The sequence below is a fragment of the Prochlorococcus sp. RS04 genome (genome assembly GCF_001989455.1).
In the GTDB taxonomy this organism is placed as follows: Bacteria; Cyanobacteriota; Cyanobacteriia; order PCC-6307; family Cyanobiaceae; genus Prochlorococcus_A.
Genome location: NZ_CP018346.1, coordinates 1,141,829 through 1,157,551, shown reverse-complemented (window position 1 = coordinate 1,157,551; position 15,723 = coordinate 1,141,829). Strand labels below are relative to the sequence as shown.

Here is a 15,723-nt window from a genome sequence, read left to right as displayed (position 1 = left end):
TTCATTCTTTGACAGCTGTACAATTACTTATTTTTAAAATTTAAATAAAGATAAACCTTATTTATTTTTTACAAGATAACTAGCAAATTACCCATAAAGCTTAGCAAAAAATAAGTATTTATTACTCATTTTTTTGTTCATGAGATAGCTAGAATTTATTTTTAATAAAGTAAATTGTCAATTCCATTTTACGATTTTCCTTCGTCTCCAATTTTAATTATTGGTGCTCTTGGCATTGCAGTCGCAATAGCAGTTTTTTTTGTCTCTTACCAAAAATATTTCAATTCTCCTTTAAACAAAGAGCGTGCAGAAAAGAAAAAATCCTTAATTAAGGAACAAAAAGAATTAAATGAAAGATTAGAAAAAATAGAACAAGATTTAAAAAATTTATAAATATTACTTTTAAATAGAAATGAGTTAATGATCTCGAATTCAAGACCTTAATTTTTTAAACGGGAATTTTGGTCTATAAGGAATTATGGATAAAGATCATCTTATTGAGTTAATTTCTAATAGTCTTCTTTACGAGAGTAAAAATTCTGACTCTACTAAGAATCTTAGTGACTTTAAAAATTACTTAGAAAGATTAAATCTAGATCAATTGAGAACTATGTCTAAAGAATTTATTCTTTAGTATGATTTTTAAATATTTTATTGTTTATTAAACAATCAATATTTTTTAAAAATTGTTAATATCAAAAAAATAAGCGAAATATGCATAAAGTTAATAGAGGTGATTTTTTAATAAAGCCATTTTTACAAAGAAATAATACAAGAGCTTTTTATCAAATTATTACTACCATTTTCCCAATAATTTCTATTTGGTTAATCGTCCACCAAATAATAATTCAACCTTTTTCATTATTTATTAAAGGATTTCTATTGGTACCTTTTATAGTTCTACTAACTCTATTCTCTTCTCGAACATTCTCATTAATGCACGATTGCGGACATAATTCTCTTTTTACAAAACGGAAATTAAACCGCTTTTTTGGATTTTTACTTGGCTTAGTTAATGGTATTCCCCAGAAGTCGTGGTCAATTGATCATGCATTTCATCATAGAAATAATGGAAATTGGGAAATTTACAAAGGACCGATAGATGTTTTAAGTCTTGAAGACTATAATTCCTTTACAAAAAGAGAGCAAATTTTTTATAAAGTAAGTCGAAACTGGATTATGCTTTTCCCTGGAGGGTTTTTTTACTTAGTTTTAAAACCTAGATTGGGACTGGTTATAATTATTTTTAATTTCACTAAAGATATATTGGAAGAGACTTTTATCAAAATAAAAAACAGAGAAATTTCTCAACTTCTAGCTATTAATTCAAGAGTCAAACCACCTTTTTCTGATTATGGAGATAATTTCAGTGAACTATTTGAATTAATAATCAATAACGTAGTAGTAATAATAGGTTGGATTTTTATGTGCAAATGGTTGGGATTAGTTTTTTTCTTATCATTTTATTCCGTGATATTAACCTTATCAGCAGCAATTTTAATATGTATTTTTTTCGTACAACATAACTATGAAAATGCATATGCTAAAAATACAAAAAATTGGGATCTCATCGATGGAGCAATTTTAGGCAGTAGCAATTTAGATATCCCTAATTGGCTAAATTGGTTTTTAGCAGACATATCCTTCCACAGCATTCATCATCTCTCTGAGAGAATCCCAAATTACAACTTAAGAGCTTGTCATAAAGCAAACATTCATTTGCTTCAAAAATCAAAGTTCTTAAAACTAAGCGATTTTTCAAACTGCTTCAAATATATTATTTGGGATAATAAAAATGAAAAATTAATTCCAATAAGCTAATAGTTAACTCAACCTTCTTCTCAATTTTCTTTTTAGAGGAATACTGCTATATGCATGGGTACCAATAGATGGTGGTAAGTCATTCTTTAATGGATGCATAAAAGCATTTGCCATACTCTCTAACATTTTCGAAAGCCAATTAATTACTGATTTCATTTGAAAATTTAAAAGTGTACTTTTTTATCTTCTAACTAAATTACTGAAAAGTAAATCAGTCTTTATGCTGATTTTTTTAGAAAATTACCATATACATTAATATTAAATAATCAAAAGTGTTTTTTTCTCTTTTTCTTTTAAAAGAATAAAAATACTACCTTTTTAAAGACAAACTAGGTGAAATATAGCTTTAGTAAATAATACTTATTTTTTCTAATTCACTTAATAAATTAAATTATTCAACATAAATTCGTGCTATATCTCTATTCCAAATAAATTAAACAATATTATGAATGATTCATTTGTTTCTACCAACCAGAACACAGAAATAGATTCTATTAATTCATATTTTGAGTGTATTACTGAATGCAGTATTGTGGATGGTCATCAAGAATGTATTACTCGTTGTTTAGAAGTGCATTTAAAAGGGGGTGAGCAAAATGAATAAAAAAAATTCACCTCAAAGGAAAACAACTTTAAAATGGAACTCTAATGGAGAGCTTTCGGAAATTGATATGTTAAGAATTTTAGAAAAGATATCATCTCAGGACCTTAGCCAATGTGAATTAACATGCGATTCTGATAATAATTAAGATATGTTTTTCAATATATTTCTAATACTGCTGATAAAAAGCGGCTTATGAGATTTTTGTAGGTTTTTAATTAATCAGATTTCAATCAAGATTTAGAATATTTTCATAAAACTATAGTTTTATTCTAAAAATTAATTTTTAGAACTCCTACCTTTTTTAAAGAATGTTTTACTAATTTCTTTTTTTGTTAGTTGAATCGGTTTTACTAATCCTGAATTACCATGAGTTGGACAATAATAAGTCATAAGCATCCAATTTTTTTCTTGATCCATAACTAATCACTATTTAAATAATGAATAAATAGTTAGGATGAATTTTGAAAAAATTGCCTTTTTTTAACCTTTTTTTCTTTTTTACTTAATAATTCATAAAAATTTTGAATCTATTCTCACAAAATAGATATAAATACGCATGACTTTAAAAAAAATTCCTGCTATTTATTAATAAATCCAAAATTATTCATGTCTCTAGAATCTATATTGATGGTAGTTGCTCCAATTTGTCTTTTTACAGTAGGAGTTATTGTTTTACCTATCCTAGTAAAGCCACGTAAACAATCTGGTTTACCTAAGAGGTATATACGCGGTCTTTAAATTAATTAATAAATAAAATAAATAAAAAATTAATACAATTGCGATAAAAGAATAAAATAAAAAATGTTTGCCAAAGATAGTTTAATTTGAAGATAAAATTAAAATCTTAAAAACTTTATTGAAAAAAAATTTATAAATTCTTTTCATTATGAGATCCTGTGATGGATAATAGATCATATAAATTCACTTTTATTTAACAAAATTCTTAACCAACAAAAATTTGAGAAATATAAAATTTTCTGGTCTTAAAGGCCAAGCGCTTGTAATAAAGGATAAAGATATTCCAAGCATAAAAGAATTTCAGGATGTTATCCCAGATCACTACTTTAGGTGCAATACCAAAACTTCTTTGAGGTATCTTTTACAATCAGCTTTTATTCAATCATTAGTTGTTGCAATAGGGTTATCTATTCCATTTACCCCAAAAATGATCCCAATTTGGATAATTTACGCATTAATATCAGGTACCACTGCAATGGGATTCTGGGTAATTGCCCATGAATGTGGGCATGGAGCATTCTCTAAAAACAAAACTTTGGAATCTGTAACTGGTTATTTACTACATTCATTACTTCTGGTGCCTTATTTTTCTTGGCAGCGTTCACATGCAGTTCATCATAGATTCACAAATAACATAACCAATGGAGAAACTCACGTCCCTTTAGTCATTAAAGGGAACGGAGTTACAGAAAAAGTTGGCGGAGAAAAAGAATTACATTTTTCAAATTCCTTAGGTAAGAAAAATTATGGACTTCTTCAACTTGTTTTACATCTAATATTTGGCTGGCCTGCTTATTTACTTACTGGAAGTACAGGAGGTGTTAAATATGGCACTTCAAATCATTTTTGGCCAATTAAACCATTTTCTAAAGCATTATGGCCATCAGTATGGGCCAAGAAAGTTTGGATATCAGATATTGGCGTAGGTTTGACATTAGTTGGCATTGTTTATTTAGTTTTCAAGTATGGATTATTTCCAGTAATTACTTTGTATTTTGGCCCTTTATTAGTGGTTAATTGTTGGCTAGTAGTTTATACATGGCTCCATCATACAGATTCAGATGTGCCTCATCTTTCAAATACGGAATTTTCCTTTATGAGAGGAGCATTTCTATCTATTGATAGGCCTTACGGTAGAGTCCTTAATTTTCTTCACCATAATATAGGTTCTAGCCATGTCGTTCATCATGTATGTCCAACGATCCCTCATTATCATGGAAAAAAGGCAACTGTCTTAATTAAAAAAGCCTTTAAAAAAGCATATCTTTTTAATCCTGATCCAATACACAAAGCTTTATGGAATATTGCCTGCAATTGCGTTGCTGTTGAGTCAGACATCAAGAAAGGAAGATATATATGGCAATCTTCATACAAAAATGGTGGATTAAAAACACGATAAGCATCAATTCTTTATCACTTTAATTTACGCAAATCTGAAAAAAATATAAAAGAATTAGCAATAACAAATTTTTCATCTTAGAAAATAATTACAAACTTAGTAATTCTATGAGTGGCGACAATTTTCATGGTAAACAGCCTATTAAATTTTATTCGGAAAAAATAACACTCACAAAAGTTGAATTATTAGAAAGACAGTTGAGTTTAGGCGAAAAAATTTCAGATTTAGATCAAAAGCATAAAGAATGGAGCAAAAAACTATCAGGTTGATCATCTAATAAGGTGAATTTTAAAAACTTATTAATTTTTGTATTTGCCTTATCAAGAAACTTTTCTGTAAATTATTGAAAAATTATTTGCAGGCATCCTAATAATATCCTCTTGAGAAAAACCATTTTTCTTACTCTCATCACAAACTTCCTCAAGATTTTTTATACCCCAAAGATCATTTTGCATTTTTAAGGAATTATCGAAAAAATAATTACTTTCACTTGTATGCTTATTACAAATTTTAAATGGCCCATACAAAATCAAAAATTGCCCCTTATTAAGTAATTTTCCTGACTCTCTAAAGAGTGCTTCAGTACAAGACCACTTTGCTACATGAATCATATTTATAGAGACTATTGCTTGCAAAGAATGAGCTAATCTCAATGGAATTTTCCAAGGAATTTTTTCTACATCAATTTCAAGAGGCTGGGGCATTTTCTTAGTTAGGTCTTCATACTCAATCCAAGAACTTATACTTTTTCTATGAACTAACTTAGGGTCACTTGTTTGCCAAATGATTCCAGGAAAACGTTTTTGAAAAACCACTCCATGTTCACCGCTACCACTCCCGATTTCCAATACTGAACCTTTTTTTATTATTCTGGATAGTACATCACCAATGCAGTCTCTATTTCTTTGAGTTGCCGAAAAAAAAAGTCTATTATCCAAAATTAAAAAAATTGGGCATTAGATCATCCAGAATAATTATAAAATTCTTGATTATTTAACTTTTCTCAATTTAGGAGTCTTGAAAAACATTATTTTAAGGCTAAAGAATAATATTGAAATTGTAAGAGCAGGCAAGATATAAAGTATTAAATCAGAACTCATTAAAGAAGGAATTCTTCCAAAAATTAAATGCATGTAGTAAGTCGCGAATGACATGAATTCATATATATCTAATTTATTAATAGCAATTATTTGAATTCAAAAACTACTTTTAGTCAAAAACTAAAATTTCTCCAAACAAAAAAAAGAGTCAGCCTGTATCCCTACTAGCTGACTCTAATAATATATTAATTTAAATTACCTCTAAATGAGGACATCCCTCTAAAAAAACAAGGTGAAAAGCTTATATTTTTTTTTTTCAAATTTAAAAAATCAGAACAAAAATAAAAACACCTAAAGGGTATATTTCGACACATATATGTAGCAGTTTTTAACTTTTCCTGACAAAAAAGGGATAATCCCTGAATTTCTTTACATTGTTAAACAAATATGTTATATTTGTTTACAAATTTACAAAAAAAAATGACTCCAGAAGCAGAACGTTTTAATGGTTGGGCAGCAATGTTAGGTTTCGTTGCAGCAGTTGGTGCCTACGTAACAACAGGACAGATTATTCCAGGCTGGTTCTAATGAAAAATAACGAACCAAAAATAGTTGAAAAAGAAAAAATTGTTGCTGAAAAACTTAATGGCAGATTCGCAATGTTAGGCTTTGTTGCTCTAGTTGGAGCATATTTAACTACTGGTCAAATCATTCCTGGTTTTATCTAAATAAATTTTTTATTTTCCAAATAGCCTAATTTAGAATTAAATTAGGCTATTTTTTATGGATTATTTCTAATTTAATAATTTATATTGGCTAAAACGATTTAATCTAAGATAAGAAAATTATAATATTTACTAGTTTTTTACAATAAATATTAATTTGATTCTTCTTCTTCTTTAAAACTTAAATTTACTTGTTAGATAATGCTATCTTTATCGACATAATTCAATAATCTAATGAGAGTAAAGCTTGAACCCGAAACGGCATTTATTGGAAAAAAGTTTGCTTATATATTTCTAGGAATAATATTTAGCCTAAATGCTATAACTTTTATTTGGTTTTTTTTATTTTCAAATTTAAAATAAAAAAATCTAAATTTTCTTCTAAAAAGTTTAAAAAATAGGTTAAAAACAGTTTATAAAACAATTATTTAGGTACTAAAAAATTCCAGGAATGATCTGTCCTGTTGTTACATAGGCACCTAATAGTGCGACGAAACCAACCATAGCCCATCTACCATTCACTTTTTCTGCATTTTGAGGATATCCATCGTAAGATACAGTTTCATCAATATAAGGCCTAGTTTCTGATGGGAACATATTCTGTCTTCCACCTGATTCTGTAGTTACTCCTGATTTTGTCATTAAAAAGATGATAATTGTTAACTAAAGTAACACAAATATTAACTTATGTAAACCAAAATTTCCAATGTTTTCTTCTAAGAATTCATTTTATAAGTCATTATGTGACATTTCTGTTTAAAAATTTAACAAGTCGCATTTTAAAAAAATCACTTTTTTAATATCAAATTCGCAATCAATTTTCAAAATAAGCATTTATACTCACGGTAAGTAATTTTACTTAGTAGGATGATTAAAGCATTTAGGAAGTGCTTAGCTGGTTAAGTCAGAAAATCTGAATTAACTTGGTCGTCATGAGCTTGCCGGTGGGATACTTGCAAGCTCTTTCAATTTTAAAAGCAAGCAAATATACTTAGCATTCATATAATCATTTGGACTATTGAATTAAATCTTAAAGATTATCTACTAGTGTCAAAGATTTATTTATTTGCTAGATAGATAATAGACTGAACAAAATGTATGTCTTTAGATTTTATTCTCATTCCATCCTGTATTTTGATTATTATTTTTCTTTTAAATCGAGAAAATATGATCTACAAAAAAAATCAAAAGGTTAAATAATATCATTATTCTAAAAAAAGCTTAGTACTTAAGATTTGAGATCGTAAAACTTATTTTTTTCCTGAAAATAATAGATTCTTAAAAAAAGTACTTTAATATGATAAAGTTTGAAAACTTCAGAGAATTTAGTGGAGAAATTATACAAACTTTTTTCTTAAAATTAATTTGTCCCAATATAGTTTTGCATTATTAATTTGATTTTGTTTTTGTTGACAGTGTATGCAATTGCATTCGTATATCAAAGTTTTATTTTTCATCCCTAAACCCTTTTTTTTTAAGAAACCAAATTTTTTGCTTTCCTGCAAGTAAAAAACTATTTTTTTTTTGAATATTGGTAACTTAAAAATTTTTTTTCAAATAAATTTTATTTTGGTTTATACAACATTCATATTTTATAATGCTAGAAAAGACAGTACAAATTAAATAAATTTCTTTTGAAACTTGCAAATCAACAAGTAATTAAAAAAGCTTTCAGTAAAATCATTGCTCCCTGGTATTCAATACCGTTAATAGATAGATGGTTATTAGGTCAAATCATCCCTCCTATGATATTTGCAATTTCTGCATTTACTGTTATTTCATTATCTGTTGGGGTAATGTTCGATCTCATAAGAAAAATTGTAGAATTTGGTTTACCTCTATTTTTAGCTTTAAAAGTTCTTTTTTTTAGTTTGCCAAGCTTTTTAGTTTTGTCATTCCCAATGGCAGTTTTGCTTTCTACATTATTAGCCTATGGAAAATTATCAAGCAATTCAGAATTATTAGCTTTGAAATCTTTAGGGATAAAAACTTCCAGAATCATTTCTCCAGCCATTGCTCTTTCAATATTTATGACGGGTTTAACTTTCTATTTCAATGATAATTTAGTCCCTGCAAGTAACAAGTTAGCAGAGGTAACATTAAGAGCAGGAATTGGTAGTTCATTTAGTAGTGAAACAGGTAAAGATAATATTATGTTTTCTAGATATGGCTCTCGAATAGATCCTTCGACTAATAAACCAACAAAACATAACAACTTCCTAACCCATATATTCTATGCATCATGGTTTGAGAATAATATTATGGAGGGAGTAACTGTATTAGATTTTTCTAGGGCAGATATTCAACAAATCTTAAAAGCGGAGAGTGCAACTTTTGATAAAAATAATTCTTCTTGGAATTTTATAAATGGAAGTATGGTAACTATAGATCGAAATGGTCAAACTGGAAATATTCAATTTAAAAGATACATATACCCATTTGGAGAAGGACCATTGGAATTAGCACAAGTTCCTAAAGATGCTAATGAAATGACTTTAAAGCAGGCTATAAAAGCAGAAAAAATTTATAAAAAAACTGGAAACTTAAAAGAATTAAGAAGAATTAAAGTCCGCATTCAAGAAAAATTTACTCTACCTTTTGCATGCTTGGTATTTGGTTTAATAGGAAGCAGCTTAGGATCTAAATCTAATTTAAGATCTTCAAAAAGTCAGGGATTTGGATTAAGTGTAATTCTTATATTAATTTATTATGTAATGTCATTTATATTTAGTTCATTTGGAGTGAAAGGACTTTTAAATCCTATTTTGGCTGCATGGTTGCCTGTCTTAATTTCTCTAGCAGGTGGAATTTATTTGTTAAGAAAATCAAGTTCTTTTTAAGACTTTAAAAAAATTAATAAGAATATAAAGTAATCATCAGAGCTTTTTTTAAATTATAAAATTCTTTGATCTCTATATACCATCTATTTTTTGATAACCATACCAATCAGGATAATTGTTTTCTTCAATAAAATTATTATCTGTGGTTAATTCTATTTGCCATTTACCTATCTTTTTTATTAGTTCACAATTATCACAACTATTTAATATTTCTATAGAATCAATATCATCTTTATGCTTTTTTTCATAACCAATAAGCCATTTAGATTTAGCTTTATTTTTTGCCTCTAATTTATTCGAAGCTATAACTAAACCAAACTCATGTTTTTCTTGCATAGAGCTTGAATCATAGCCTCCAATATTGACAAACCATAAATTCTTTTGATGCTTGGTTCTATTAGCTAATTGATTTTTGTTAATTTTATCATTTTCAAAATTCTTCAAAATTATCTTATAGCCATCTATATATTTTATTTTTTTATAGCTATCAATATGCAAACCTTTCGGAGATCCAAACCAATCCTTTCTCAAAGTATCATATGTATCCTCAATTTTAGATCCAACAACCCATCTAACATCATGAAGTTCAATATTAGCTTTTTTTGCTCTACCTCCAAGCACAACCAAATAAAGAAAGTTATTTTCTAATTTTTCCACTTTTAATAAAAAAAATTTACAAAAACTTTGAATTAAATTTTCAAGAATTATCCCAAGACTATTTTTATTAAGACGGAAATTTCTTTAATTGAACCAACCTTTTTTCTTTGCTTTAACTTTTGGTGAAGTTTCAATCTTAGGTGCTTCGTCTACTCTACCTTTAATAATCATTAATGGAACTATAGCCCATAGTGCTAAAAATAATATCCAAAATAAGTAAACGTTCATAGTATTAAAATTATTAAAAACATATTAAAATCAATTAAATAATATTCGTGAGTTTCTTTTTAAAGTTCTAATTTAGATGTATAATCAAAAATTTTTATTAATCAGTTAAAAATATTTGCACTCGACAAAACCACTGCTTTGCTTCAGGATGCGCAGAGTGCATTATTATAATGACATGATAAAATTTTTTTCGTGAATATTTTAAATTAACCAAATTTTTATATAAAATAAATTTAGCAAAGTTAAAGATGATTGAAAAAATGTGATTTATGTCATAAGCCAGATAAAATTCATTACAGAGTTAACTCTATAATTCATAGAGAATGGATTTTTTGTTGTAAAGAATGTTGGAATGTAATTTCTAAACATAGTAATTATTCCTACGGTGGTACAAGAAAGTCAAAATAATAATATTTCATGCAAACTGATTTGCAAAAAACAATCAAATAATTAGAGCCTTAGAAATCTATAAATTACTTTAAATAAAGACTTGTCAATAAATGATGATTTATGAAATTTTCCAAAAAAATAACTTTCTTTTTTTTCTTTGATTTATCTTTTTAATGTACTTTTTTTAAAAGAGTCTTGTCTTATTTTGCTAAACCAAACTTTATAGTTTATGACGAATAGTTTGATAATGATTTAAAAAAAACATAAATTAAATGTTAAAAATAACAAGTATTTCAAACATACATGAATTTCTTTATGAGCAATTGAATTACAAAGTTGGGGCCTCTGAAAATAACTTACAGATAGACATTAATGAAAATAGGGAAAAACTATTTAATAATTATTATTTTAAAAACAATTCTGAAAAATATGATTCATTATCAAATAAAAAATTTCTGTTCCTTGGAAAAATTACCAAAAAAACACTTAACTTTGATATCAAAAATAAAATAATTTATACTTTATCAATTTTTGGATTTGTAATTATTTTCGGATTACTGCTATTTTTTATTTCGAAATCTAAAAAAAAATGAATCTACCATAACAAATAAATCAATTTTATTAGAAAAAAAGATTTTGATTTTCTAAAAAAAATCATTAATTTCTTTTTTTATGGATTTATATTCTAAATTAATTTCTTTAATAATTTTATCTACTTCTTTTTTAGTATTCTTATATTCATTTATTTTTTGTTTGGTTTTCTCATAGAAAATGGATTCAAATTTTCCTGGACTTACCTGCTCAATCCAATATCCTGCTAAACAATAAATTTGATTTGGAACAACATTTATAATAAATAATTTTTTGGAATTTTTATATTGATCAATTATCTTATTAGCAAAATTACCTCTAGTTTTGTTAGTCCCAAATAAAGTAATATCTTTTGCTAAAGACTTAAAATTCTTCGATAGATTCTTACTTTTTTCTAATGTATTTCTAGAAATTATTTTTTCTAGAGAATAACAATAATCCAAAAAATTAGTATTTTCTTTTTTTGAAGGATATATAGTTATTAGAGAACTAAAAAGTAAAAAAGAAGTTAAAATAAATTTTTTAAACATTTTATTTTATTAAATTTTATTATTTTATAAATATAAAAAGACAATTCATAAATTACTATTAACTACCTAAAAAAGATTCACATTAATTAAAAAGATTTCTATTAATTTAGCTGAACCTCTTTGAGAAAAATTTAAAACTATTTCGGACTAATAAAATATTTATAAAAAGCATAAAATTTTATTCTTATAATGAGATTATGAAAAAATCTTTTTTGAAAAATAAAAGTATCAAATCTTTTTTAGATTTTTTTTCAAGATTATCAATTTCAGCAATATTTATCTCGGCAATACCAGGCAAAATAAATGATTTTGAGAGAACAGTTGAATATATTTCTTCAAAAGGTATTCCTGAACCAATTTCATCTATTCTTCTGGTGGGAGCAATTATATGTCTTATCTTGGGTTCTGGATTTTTTATATTTGGGGAAAATCAAAAAATCGGTTCAGTCTTTTTATTACTATTTATTATTCCAACAACAATAATTTTTCATATATTCCCTTTTCATCAAAAAGCAGTATTGTTCAATCTCGCATTGATAGGTGGATTAATTATTACTGCAATAAGGGAACCAAAATAAATTACTTAATTAAAGAAACCTAAATATTTTTTATTTTTTCTCTCTTAATTCTGGGAAGCAATTTGCAATATGAATTAATTCATAAACCTCTTTGCTATCGTATTTTTTATTCGGAACTCCACTTCCCACCTCTATACCTCTTTCTTTCATCTTCTTTAATATCAATTGTTGTCTTTGCATACTTGGCATAGACTTAAATCTTTTGGTTCGTTCTTCTTTATTCACTAGATTTTAATTTAGTTAAACTTTATTATTAAGGTTATATCAATTAGCGATTCATTAAATAAGTAAGAAAGCCAGTAAATGTAAGTAATTTAAATCCAATAAAGAAAGGCAGATATTTTTTGACCTTTTTGCCAACGGGCAATAATTTGTTTAATGAATTGATCATTATTTAAATTAAAAAATCTAATTACTTAAACATCCTAACGAATCTTTTTTAGAATTATCCTATTTCCATCTGTACATTTTAAACAGTGGATTTAAACTAGAAGGGTTACGTCCCGTTTTTTTATGAATGATAAAGAAACAATAATTTCATTATTAAATGAGTTTGCCGATCCCAAAAAAATGGCCTCATTCTTCGTAGACAATGCTACTCCCGATTTTTTATTCATAAGACCGAGTGGTAATCCTATAGATGCAAAAGGGTTCGAGCAAATGATCACTGGTGATATAGTGCAAGAAAAGGCAGAAATAACTAAAATTCACCGATTCGAATTTTTAAGCGAAAATATAGTAATGTGCATTTTTACACTAGGTTCAAAATTTACTTATAGAGGGACAGCTAATGATGACTTACCAACAGTTACGTCAATTTTTAAAAAAGTAAATAATGTTTGGAAAATTCACTGGATGCAAAGATCTACAGGAAATTCTGATTTATCTTTATGGGATTAGCAAAGTTAATATCTTTTTTAATGGTGCTACTTCTTGTAGGTAGTTCTTTTATTGGTTTAATTCTTTATTTTATAAAATAAAAAAATCAAATAAATAATACCCAGTATCTATTCCTTGTTTTAGAAAACAAGTACTTCTTTTTTGTTAAGAAATTTGATTCTAGGAAAAAATGAAAACTTTAGACAGACTAACCCCTATATCTAATGCTAATAAAGCGATTAGTAACTTACTCATTTTTAGAACTCTCAACTATTTTTTTGTAAAGTTCTTCGGAAATAGGCTGCATTACCTTTTAAAAATCTGATTACAAGTTAGTTATTTTAAAATTAATTTCTCGTTACTAAATATACGAATATATAAATTTTTAAATAGGTAAATAATATCTTGATAATAAGTTTTTCTTATAAGGTATTAATAAATACTGAGTTCAAAACTTTGACGAATGTCCAAACTTTTAAAAAAAATTAAAAATCTTATTTCAAGTAAATAGATCCTCTATAAGTGAGCTTTATTATCTTTTCTTCTTGTTTTCTACAATATACGAATGACTTTCCATTGAAATACATGTTTACCATGATGCAGCTCCTGAACTTGCTCAAGTCCCCGTCCTATGGCTTGAGTCGTACTGCGGTCTATCAGATGGTAGATCGGACGATTTTGTAGTATTCACTACAATCTATTTATAAAGTATTTATACTTAGATGTCAACAATTAATAGAAACTAAACTTCAATTTAAAATTAGTTTCTGCTATCACAAACAGCCTAAAAAGAGTATAGAGCATATAACTACGAGTAACTCCCATAAAAACTGAAACAAATGCTAGAACAACACAAATAGGGCAATGTGGGAATCCCATTATTTATTTTCCAATATAAATTTTAATTCAGCCTCTGCATTATAAATATCAATTCTTCTCTTAAGTAGTTTAAAAAATTTAATTATTTTTTTCACAATTAAACCTTCTTTAGGCATCAATAATAATATTATTCTTAGAATGAATATATCAATGAGCAAAAATACTGAATCCATTGATATAACTAGTTTTTGTAACATTATTATACAATATACAACATCGAAATTTGCTCAGATACTCTTGATCAATTAATCAATAAAGGCTTATTCAGAATTAAATATAATAATTGGAGATCTAGTTACCTTGCTGTGCTATTTTTCTTTTGCTAAAAAAATAGAGCGGGCTAAAGTCCGATACTCCACGAGGATTTAGTCCGCTGACTAGAACCTGAGGGTGCAAATTTTTCTTAATTAATATGCAACTATGCTTTATAAGATAAATATCTTGATTGCGCAATAAATTTATTTTGTATATTGCTATTACAAAAATGATAAGTTTATTTAAATTAGTTACTAAATCCTCGTGGAGAAAGCTTTAGTAAATTTCTTTTACTGGTTACTGATAAGATCAGCCGAATCTCATTATGGAGAATCATTTGTATCTGTAGAAATTCCATCTAATTCAATCAAAAGTTTTTCTTGATTTTAGAAAGTTTTTAATACTTAAATTCATAGCTTTCTTAAAGTTGAATAACTAATTTGAGCTAAGTTGGTTAATTATCTCTATTGCAAATAAAGATAAGGTTGTTAATCTTGCACTTAAAGAAGAAACTTAATTTCTTAAACTGATGCAATTTGATCATTTAAATTTCAATGAAGATGATGGCCTCATGTCCATAGAAGATTTAAGGGCTTTACGTCTTCGAAAAAAGAAAATTGAAAGTGATAAGAAAGCTAGAAAGTATATCCTGGATATAAATCAAAGATATAGAAAAATGAGTAACTGCAAAAGTAACAACTTTTTGAGGAATATGAACCCTTTTAAAAAGGCCGCATAAATTGTTAATCTTGATTCTGTTAATTTGTTTAACTTTGCAACTTTCAGAGTAATATTTTAATGGTGTTTCTTTGGAAGAGTTTCACCAAGAGGGGTCAATTTTTGGCCCCTTCTTTGCGTAGATATTTTTTAATAGAAACTCGTTATAAAATTAAAGTAATACTTTCCTATAAGGCGAACGTGATGTAAATCTTTTGTTAACAGTTTATTATTACCACTTAATGAAAACTCTATATCTTCAACTAAATCCTCTTTTTAAAAAAACAAAAGTTTTAGCTTATGGACCATTTTCCATAATTTATTGAATTTTTTCATTTGAGATTTTTAATGGCTTCACCTACAAGTTGGGAATTCTACAAAGAAGTTGAAACTAAAACTCTATGGGTCAATATTTGTACCCAAAATTTAGAAGGAGTATCCATTTCGATCAATAAATGGTGGAAGACAAGATATCCAGCATACAAAATCAGAATAGTTTCTAAAAAAGAATTTGAGCTAATAAAAATGCAAGCTGAGAAAAAGGAGCAATAAAATTATTCTTTGGTAAATATTGATGCTAAATATTTAAATTTTGCAGCTATTATAAAATTAATAAATTAAGGAACAAATGAACTCTGCATTTGCAAAAGTCTCAAATTTGAAAGTTAACAGGACTTCTAAAATAGCTATTACTCTCGCATCATCAACTTTCTTTTTATATGCCTTGGGTCAAGCACCAATTTTTAAAAATATTCTTGCAGGTGCCTTCTCTTGCTCTGGCTAAATAAAATACTTTTTTTCAGAGAAGCTAAAAAGCTAAATAGACTATGATTGACAATCGATCTAAACTTA

Annotated in this window: 23 protein-coding genes; 15 read left to right on the top strand and 8 right to left on the bottom strand. The window is 26.8% G+C overall.

Annotation, left to right across the window (positions count from 1 at the left end; translation table 11 throughout):
* The first annotated feature begins 174 nt into the window (after positions 1–174).
* The 3 genes from BS621_RS06395 to BS621_RS06390 all read left to right on the top strand — a co-directional run bounded on the left by BS621_RS06395 (position 175) and on the right by BS621_RS06390 (position 1,821).
* Complete coding sequence (locus tag BS621_RS06395; protein ID WP_025956955.1) at positions 175–393, top strand: hypothetical protein; 219 nt, start codon at positions 175–177, stop codon at positions 391–393.
* An 85-nt stretch (positions 394–478) separates the two neighbouring features.
* Complete coding sequence (locus BS621_RS09510) at positions 479–634, top strand: hypothetical protein (RefSeq protein WP_011863497.1); 156 nt, start codon at positions 479–481, stop codon at positions 632–634.
* An 80-nt stretch (positions 635–714) separates the two neighbouring features.
* Positions 715–1,821, top strand: coding sequence for a fatty acid desaturase (locus BS621_RS06390; protein ID WP_077142222.1), 1,107 nt, complete (start codon positions 715–717; stop codon positions 1,819–1,821).
* 3 nt (positions 1,822–1,824) lie between these two features.
* Here BS621_RS06390 and BS621_RS09505 read toward each other — a convergent pair whose 3' ends face one another.
* Positions 1,825–1,977: a hypothetical protein gene (locus BS621_RS09505; RefSeq protein WP_198025642.1), complete on the bottom strand. Its 153-nt coding sequence runs from the start codon at positions 1,975–1,977 to the stop codon at positions 1,825–1,827.
* Between the two features lie 440 nt (positions 1,978–2,417).
* On the opposite strand from BS621_RS09505, the gene BS621_RS09500 reads away from it, so the two are divergent.
* Positions 2,418–2,570: a hypothetical protein gene (locus tag BS621_RS09500; RefSeq protein ID WP_198025643.1), complete on the top strand. Its 153-nt coding sequence runs from the start codon at positions 2,418–2,420 to the stop codon at positions 2,568–2,570.
* Between the two features lie 131 nt (positions 2,571–2,701).
* On the opposite strand, the gene BS621_RS09495 is transcribed toward BS621_RS09500, so the two are convergent.
* The gene (locus BS621_RS09495) at positions 2,702–2,842 is read right to left on the bottom strand and encodes a hypothetical protein (protein ID WP_198025644.1); all 141 of its coding nucleotides are present in this window, start codon (positions 2,840–2,842) and stop codon (positions 2,702–2,704) included.
* A gap of 189 nt (positions 2,843–3,031) precedes the next feature.
* On the opposite strand from BS621_RS09495, the gene BS621_RS09705 reads away from it, so the two are divergent.
* The 3 genes from BS621_RS09705 to BS621_RS09490 all read left to right on the top strand — a co-directional run bounded on the left by BS621_RS09705 (position 3,032) and on the right by BS621_RS09490 (position 4,831).
* The gene (locus BS621_RS09705) at positions 3,032–3,163 is read left to right on the top strand and encodes a hypothetical protein (RefSeq protein ID WP_257008834.1); all 132 of its coding nucleotides are present in this window, start codon (positions 3,032–3,034) and stop codon (positions 3,161–3,163) included.
* A gap of 220 nt (positions 3,164–3,383) precedes the next feature.
* The gene (locus BS621_RS06385; RefSeq protein WP_077142221.1) at positions 3,384–4,562 is read left to right on the top strand and encodes a fatty acid desaturase; all 1,179 of its coding nucleotides are present in this window, start codon (positions 3,384–3,386) and stop codon (positions 4,560–4,562) included.
* Positions 4,563–4,669: 107 nt separating this feature from the next.
* Complete coding sequence (locus tag BS621_RS09490; protein ID WP_198025645.1) at positions 4,670–4,831, top strand: hypothetical protein; 162 nt, start codon at positions 4,670–4,672, stop codon at positions 4,829–4,831.
* Positions 4,832–4,882: 51 nt separating this feature from the next.
* On the opposite strand, the gene BS621_RS06380 is transcribed toward BS621_RS09490, so the two are convergent.
* Positions 4,883–5,500 (bottom strand): DUF938 domain-containing protein, encoded by a 618-nt coding sequence (locus tag BS621_RS06380; RefSeq protein ID WP_083703265.1) that lies wholly within the window; start codon positions 5,498–5,500, stop codon positions 4,883–4,885.
* Between the two features lie 582 nt (positions 5,501–6,082).
* On the opposite strand from BS621_RS06380, the gene BS621_RS06375 reads away from it, so the two are divergent.
* Positions 6,083–6,190, top strand: a complete 108-nt coding sequence (locus tag BS621_RS06375; RefSeq protein ID WP_011132751.1) for a high light inducible protein — start codon at positions 6,083–6,085, stop codon at positions 6,188–6,190.
* Positions 6,190–6,330 (top strand): high light inducible protein, encoded by a 141-nt coding sequence (locus tag BS621_RS06370; RefSeq protein ID WP_011863505.1) that lies wholly within the window; start codon positions 6,190–6,192, stop codon positions 6,328–6,330. Before BS621_RS06375 ends, BS621_RS06370 begins: the two co-directional genes overlap by 1 nt.
* Positions 6,331–6,762: 432 nt before the next feature.
* On the opposite strand, the gene BS621_RS06365 is transcribed toward BS621_RS06370, so the two are convergent.
* Positions 6,763–6,969, bottom strand: coding sequence for a high light inducible protein (locus BS621_RS06365; RefSeq protein ID WP_025900842.1), 207 nt, complete (start codon positions 6,967–6,969; stop codon positions 6,763–6,765).
* A gap of 992 nt (positions 6,970–7,961) precedes the next feature.
* Between BS621_RS06365 and BS621_RS06360 the strand changes: the two genes are divergently transcribed.
* Entirely contained in the window at positions 7,962–9,167 is a 1,206-nt protein-coding gene (locus BS621_RS06360) for an LptF/LptG family permease (protein ID WP_077142219.1), read from the top strand.
* Between the two features lie 72 nt (positions 9,168–9,239).
* Here the strand turns inward: BS621_RS06360 and BS621_RS06355 are convergent, their stop codons facing one another.
* The 3 genes from BS621_RS06355 to BS621_RS06345 all read right to left on the bottom strand — a co-directional run bounded on the left by BS621_RS06355 (position 9,240) and on the right by BS621_RS06345 (position 11,563).
* On the bottom strand, positions 9,240–9,824 hold the full coding sequence (locus tag BS621_RS06355) for a DUF1543 domain-containing protein (protein WP_077142218.1): 585 nt from the start codon (positions 9,822–9,824) through the stop codon (positions 9,240–9,242).
* Between the two features lie 84 nt (positions 9,825–9,908).
* Complete coding sequence (locus BS621_RS09485) at positions 9,909–10,052, bottom strand: hypothetical protein (RefSeq protein ID WP_198025646.1); 144 nt, start codon at positions 10,050–10,052, stop codon at positions 9,909–9,911.
* A gap of 1,034 nt (positions 10,053–11,086) precedes the next feature.
* Positions 11,087–11,563, bottom strand: coding sequence for a carbon storage regulator CsrA (locus tag BS621_RS06345; protein WP_077142216.1), 477 nt, complete (start codon positions 11,561–11,563; stop codon positions 11,087–11,089).
* Between the two features lie 197 nt (positions 11,564–11,760).
* Here BS621_RS06345 and BS621_RS06340 point away from each other — a divergent pair, with 197 nt between their 5' ends.
* A complete protein-coding gene (locus tag BS621_RS06340) occupies positions 11,761–12,141 on the top strand; it encodes a DoxX family protein (protein WP_077142215.1) in 381 nt (126 codons plus the stop codon).
* 30 nt (positions 12,142–12,171) lie between these two features.
* Here the strand turns inward: BS621_RS06340 and BS621_RS06335 are convergent, their stop codons facing one another.
* Positions 12,172–12,366: a hypothetical protein gene (locus BS621_RS06335; protein ID WP_077142214.1), complete on the bottom strand. Its 195-nt coding sequence runs from the start codon at positions 12,364–12,366 to the stop codon at positions 12,172–12,174.
* A gap of 288 nt (positions 12,367–12,654) precedes the next feature.
* Between BS621_RS06335 and BS621_RS06330 the strand changes: the two genes are divergently transcribed.
* The 4 genes from BS621_RS06330 (at position 12,655) to BS621_RS09480 (ending at position 15,655) form a co-directional block, all read left to right on the top strand.
* A complete protein-coding gene (locus BS621_RS06330) occupies positions 12,655–13,041 on the top strand; it encodes a DUF3804 family protein (protein ID WP_077142213.1) in 387 nt (128 codons plus the stop codon).
* A gap of 1,642 nt (positions 13,042–14,683) precedes the next feature.
* Positions 14,684–14,893 (top strand): hypothetical protein, encoded by a 210-nt coding sequence (locus BS621_RS06325; RefSeq protein WP_077142212.1) that lies wholly within the window; start codon positions 14,684–14,686, stop codon positions 14,891–14,893.
* Between the two features lie 326 nt (positions 14,894–15,219).
* A complete protein-coding gene (locus BS621_RS06320) occupies positions 15,220–15,423 on the top strand; it encodes a hypothetical protein (RefSeq protein WP_077142211.1) in 204 nt (67 codons plus the stop codon).
* Positions 15,424–15,499: 76 nt separating this feature from the next.
* A complete protein-coding gene (locus BS621_RS09480) occupies positions 15,500–15,655 on the top strand; it encodes a hypothetical protein (protein WP_198025647.1) in 156 nt (51 codons plus the stop codon).
* The last annotated feature ends 68 nt before the right edge of the window (positions 15,656–15,723 follow it).

Coding starts and splice junctions, on each gene's coding strand:
- BS621_RS06340 (WP_077142215.1), top strand. CDS start 11,761: ATGAAAAAATCTTTTTTGAAAAATAAAAGTATCAAATCTTTTTTAGAT.
- BS621_RS09500 (WP_198025643.1), top strand. CDS start 2,418: ATGAATAAAAAAAATTCACCTCAAAGGAAAACAACTTTAAAATGGAAC.
- BS621_RS06345 (WP_077142216.1), bottom strand. CDS start 11,563: ATGTTTAAAAAATTTATTTTAACTTCTTTTTTACTTTTTAGTTCTCTA.
- BS621_RS06320 (WP_077142211.1), top strand. CDS start 15,220: ATGGCTTCACCTACAAGTTGGGAATTCTACAAAGAAGTTGAAACTAAA.
- BS621_RS09480 (WP_198025647.1), top strand. CDS start 15,500: ATGAACTCTGCATTTGCAAAAGTCTCAAATTTGAAAGTTAACAGGACT.
- BS621_RS09495 (WP_198025644.1), bottom strand. CDS start 2,842: ATGGATCAAGAAAAAAATTGGATGCTTATGACTTATTATTGTCCAACT.
- BS621_RS06325 (WP_077142212.1), top strand. CDS start 14,684: ATGCAATTTGATCATTTAAATTTCAATGAAGATGATGGCCTCATGTCC.
- BS621_RS06330 (WP_077142213.1), top strand. CDS start 12,655: ATGAATGATAAAGAAACAATAATTTCATTATTAAATGAGTTTGCCGAT.
- BS621_RS09490 (WP_198025645.1), top strand. CDS start 4,670: ATGAGTGGCGACAATTTTCATGGTAAACAGCCTATTAAATTTTATTCG.
- BS621_RS06365 (WP_025900842.1), bottom strand. CDS start 6,969: ATGACAAAATCAGGAGTAACTACAGAATCAGGTGGAAGACAGAATATG.
- BS621_RS06370 (WP_011863505.1), top strand. CDS start 6,190: ATGAAAAATAACGAACCAAAAATAGTTGAAAAAGAAAAAATTGTTGCT.
- BS621_RS09705 (WP_257008834.1), top strand. CDS start 3,032: ATGTCTCTAGAATCTATATTGATGGTAGTTGCTCCAATTTGTCTTTTT.
- BS621_RS09485 (WP_198025646.1), bottom strand. CDS start 10,052: ATGAACGTTTACTTATTTTGGATATTATTTTTAGCACTATGGGCTATA.
- BS621_RS09510 (WP_011863497.1), top strand. CDS start 479: ATGGATAAAGATCATCTTATTGAGTTAATTTCTAATAGTCTTCTTTAC.
- BS621_RS09505 (WP_198025642.1), bottom strand. CDS start 1,977: ATGAAATCAGTAATTAATTGGCTTTCGAAAATGTTAGAGAGTATGGCA.
- BS621_RS06390 (WP_077142222.1), top strand. CDS start 715: ATGCATAAAGTTAATAGAGGTGATTTTTTAATAAAGCCATTTTTACAA.
- BS621_RS06375 (WP_011132751.1), top strand. CDS start 6,083: ATGACTCCAGAAGCAGAACGTTTTAATGGTTGGGCAGCAATGTTAGGT.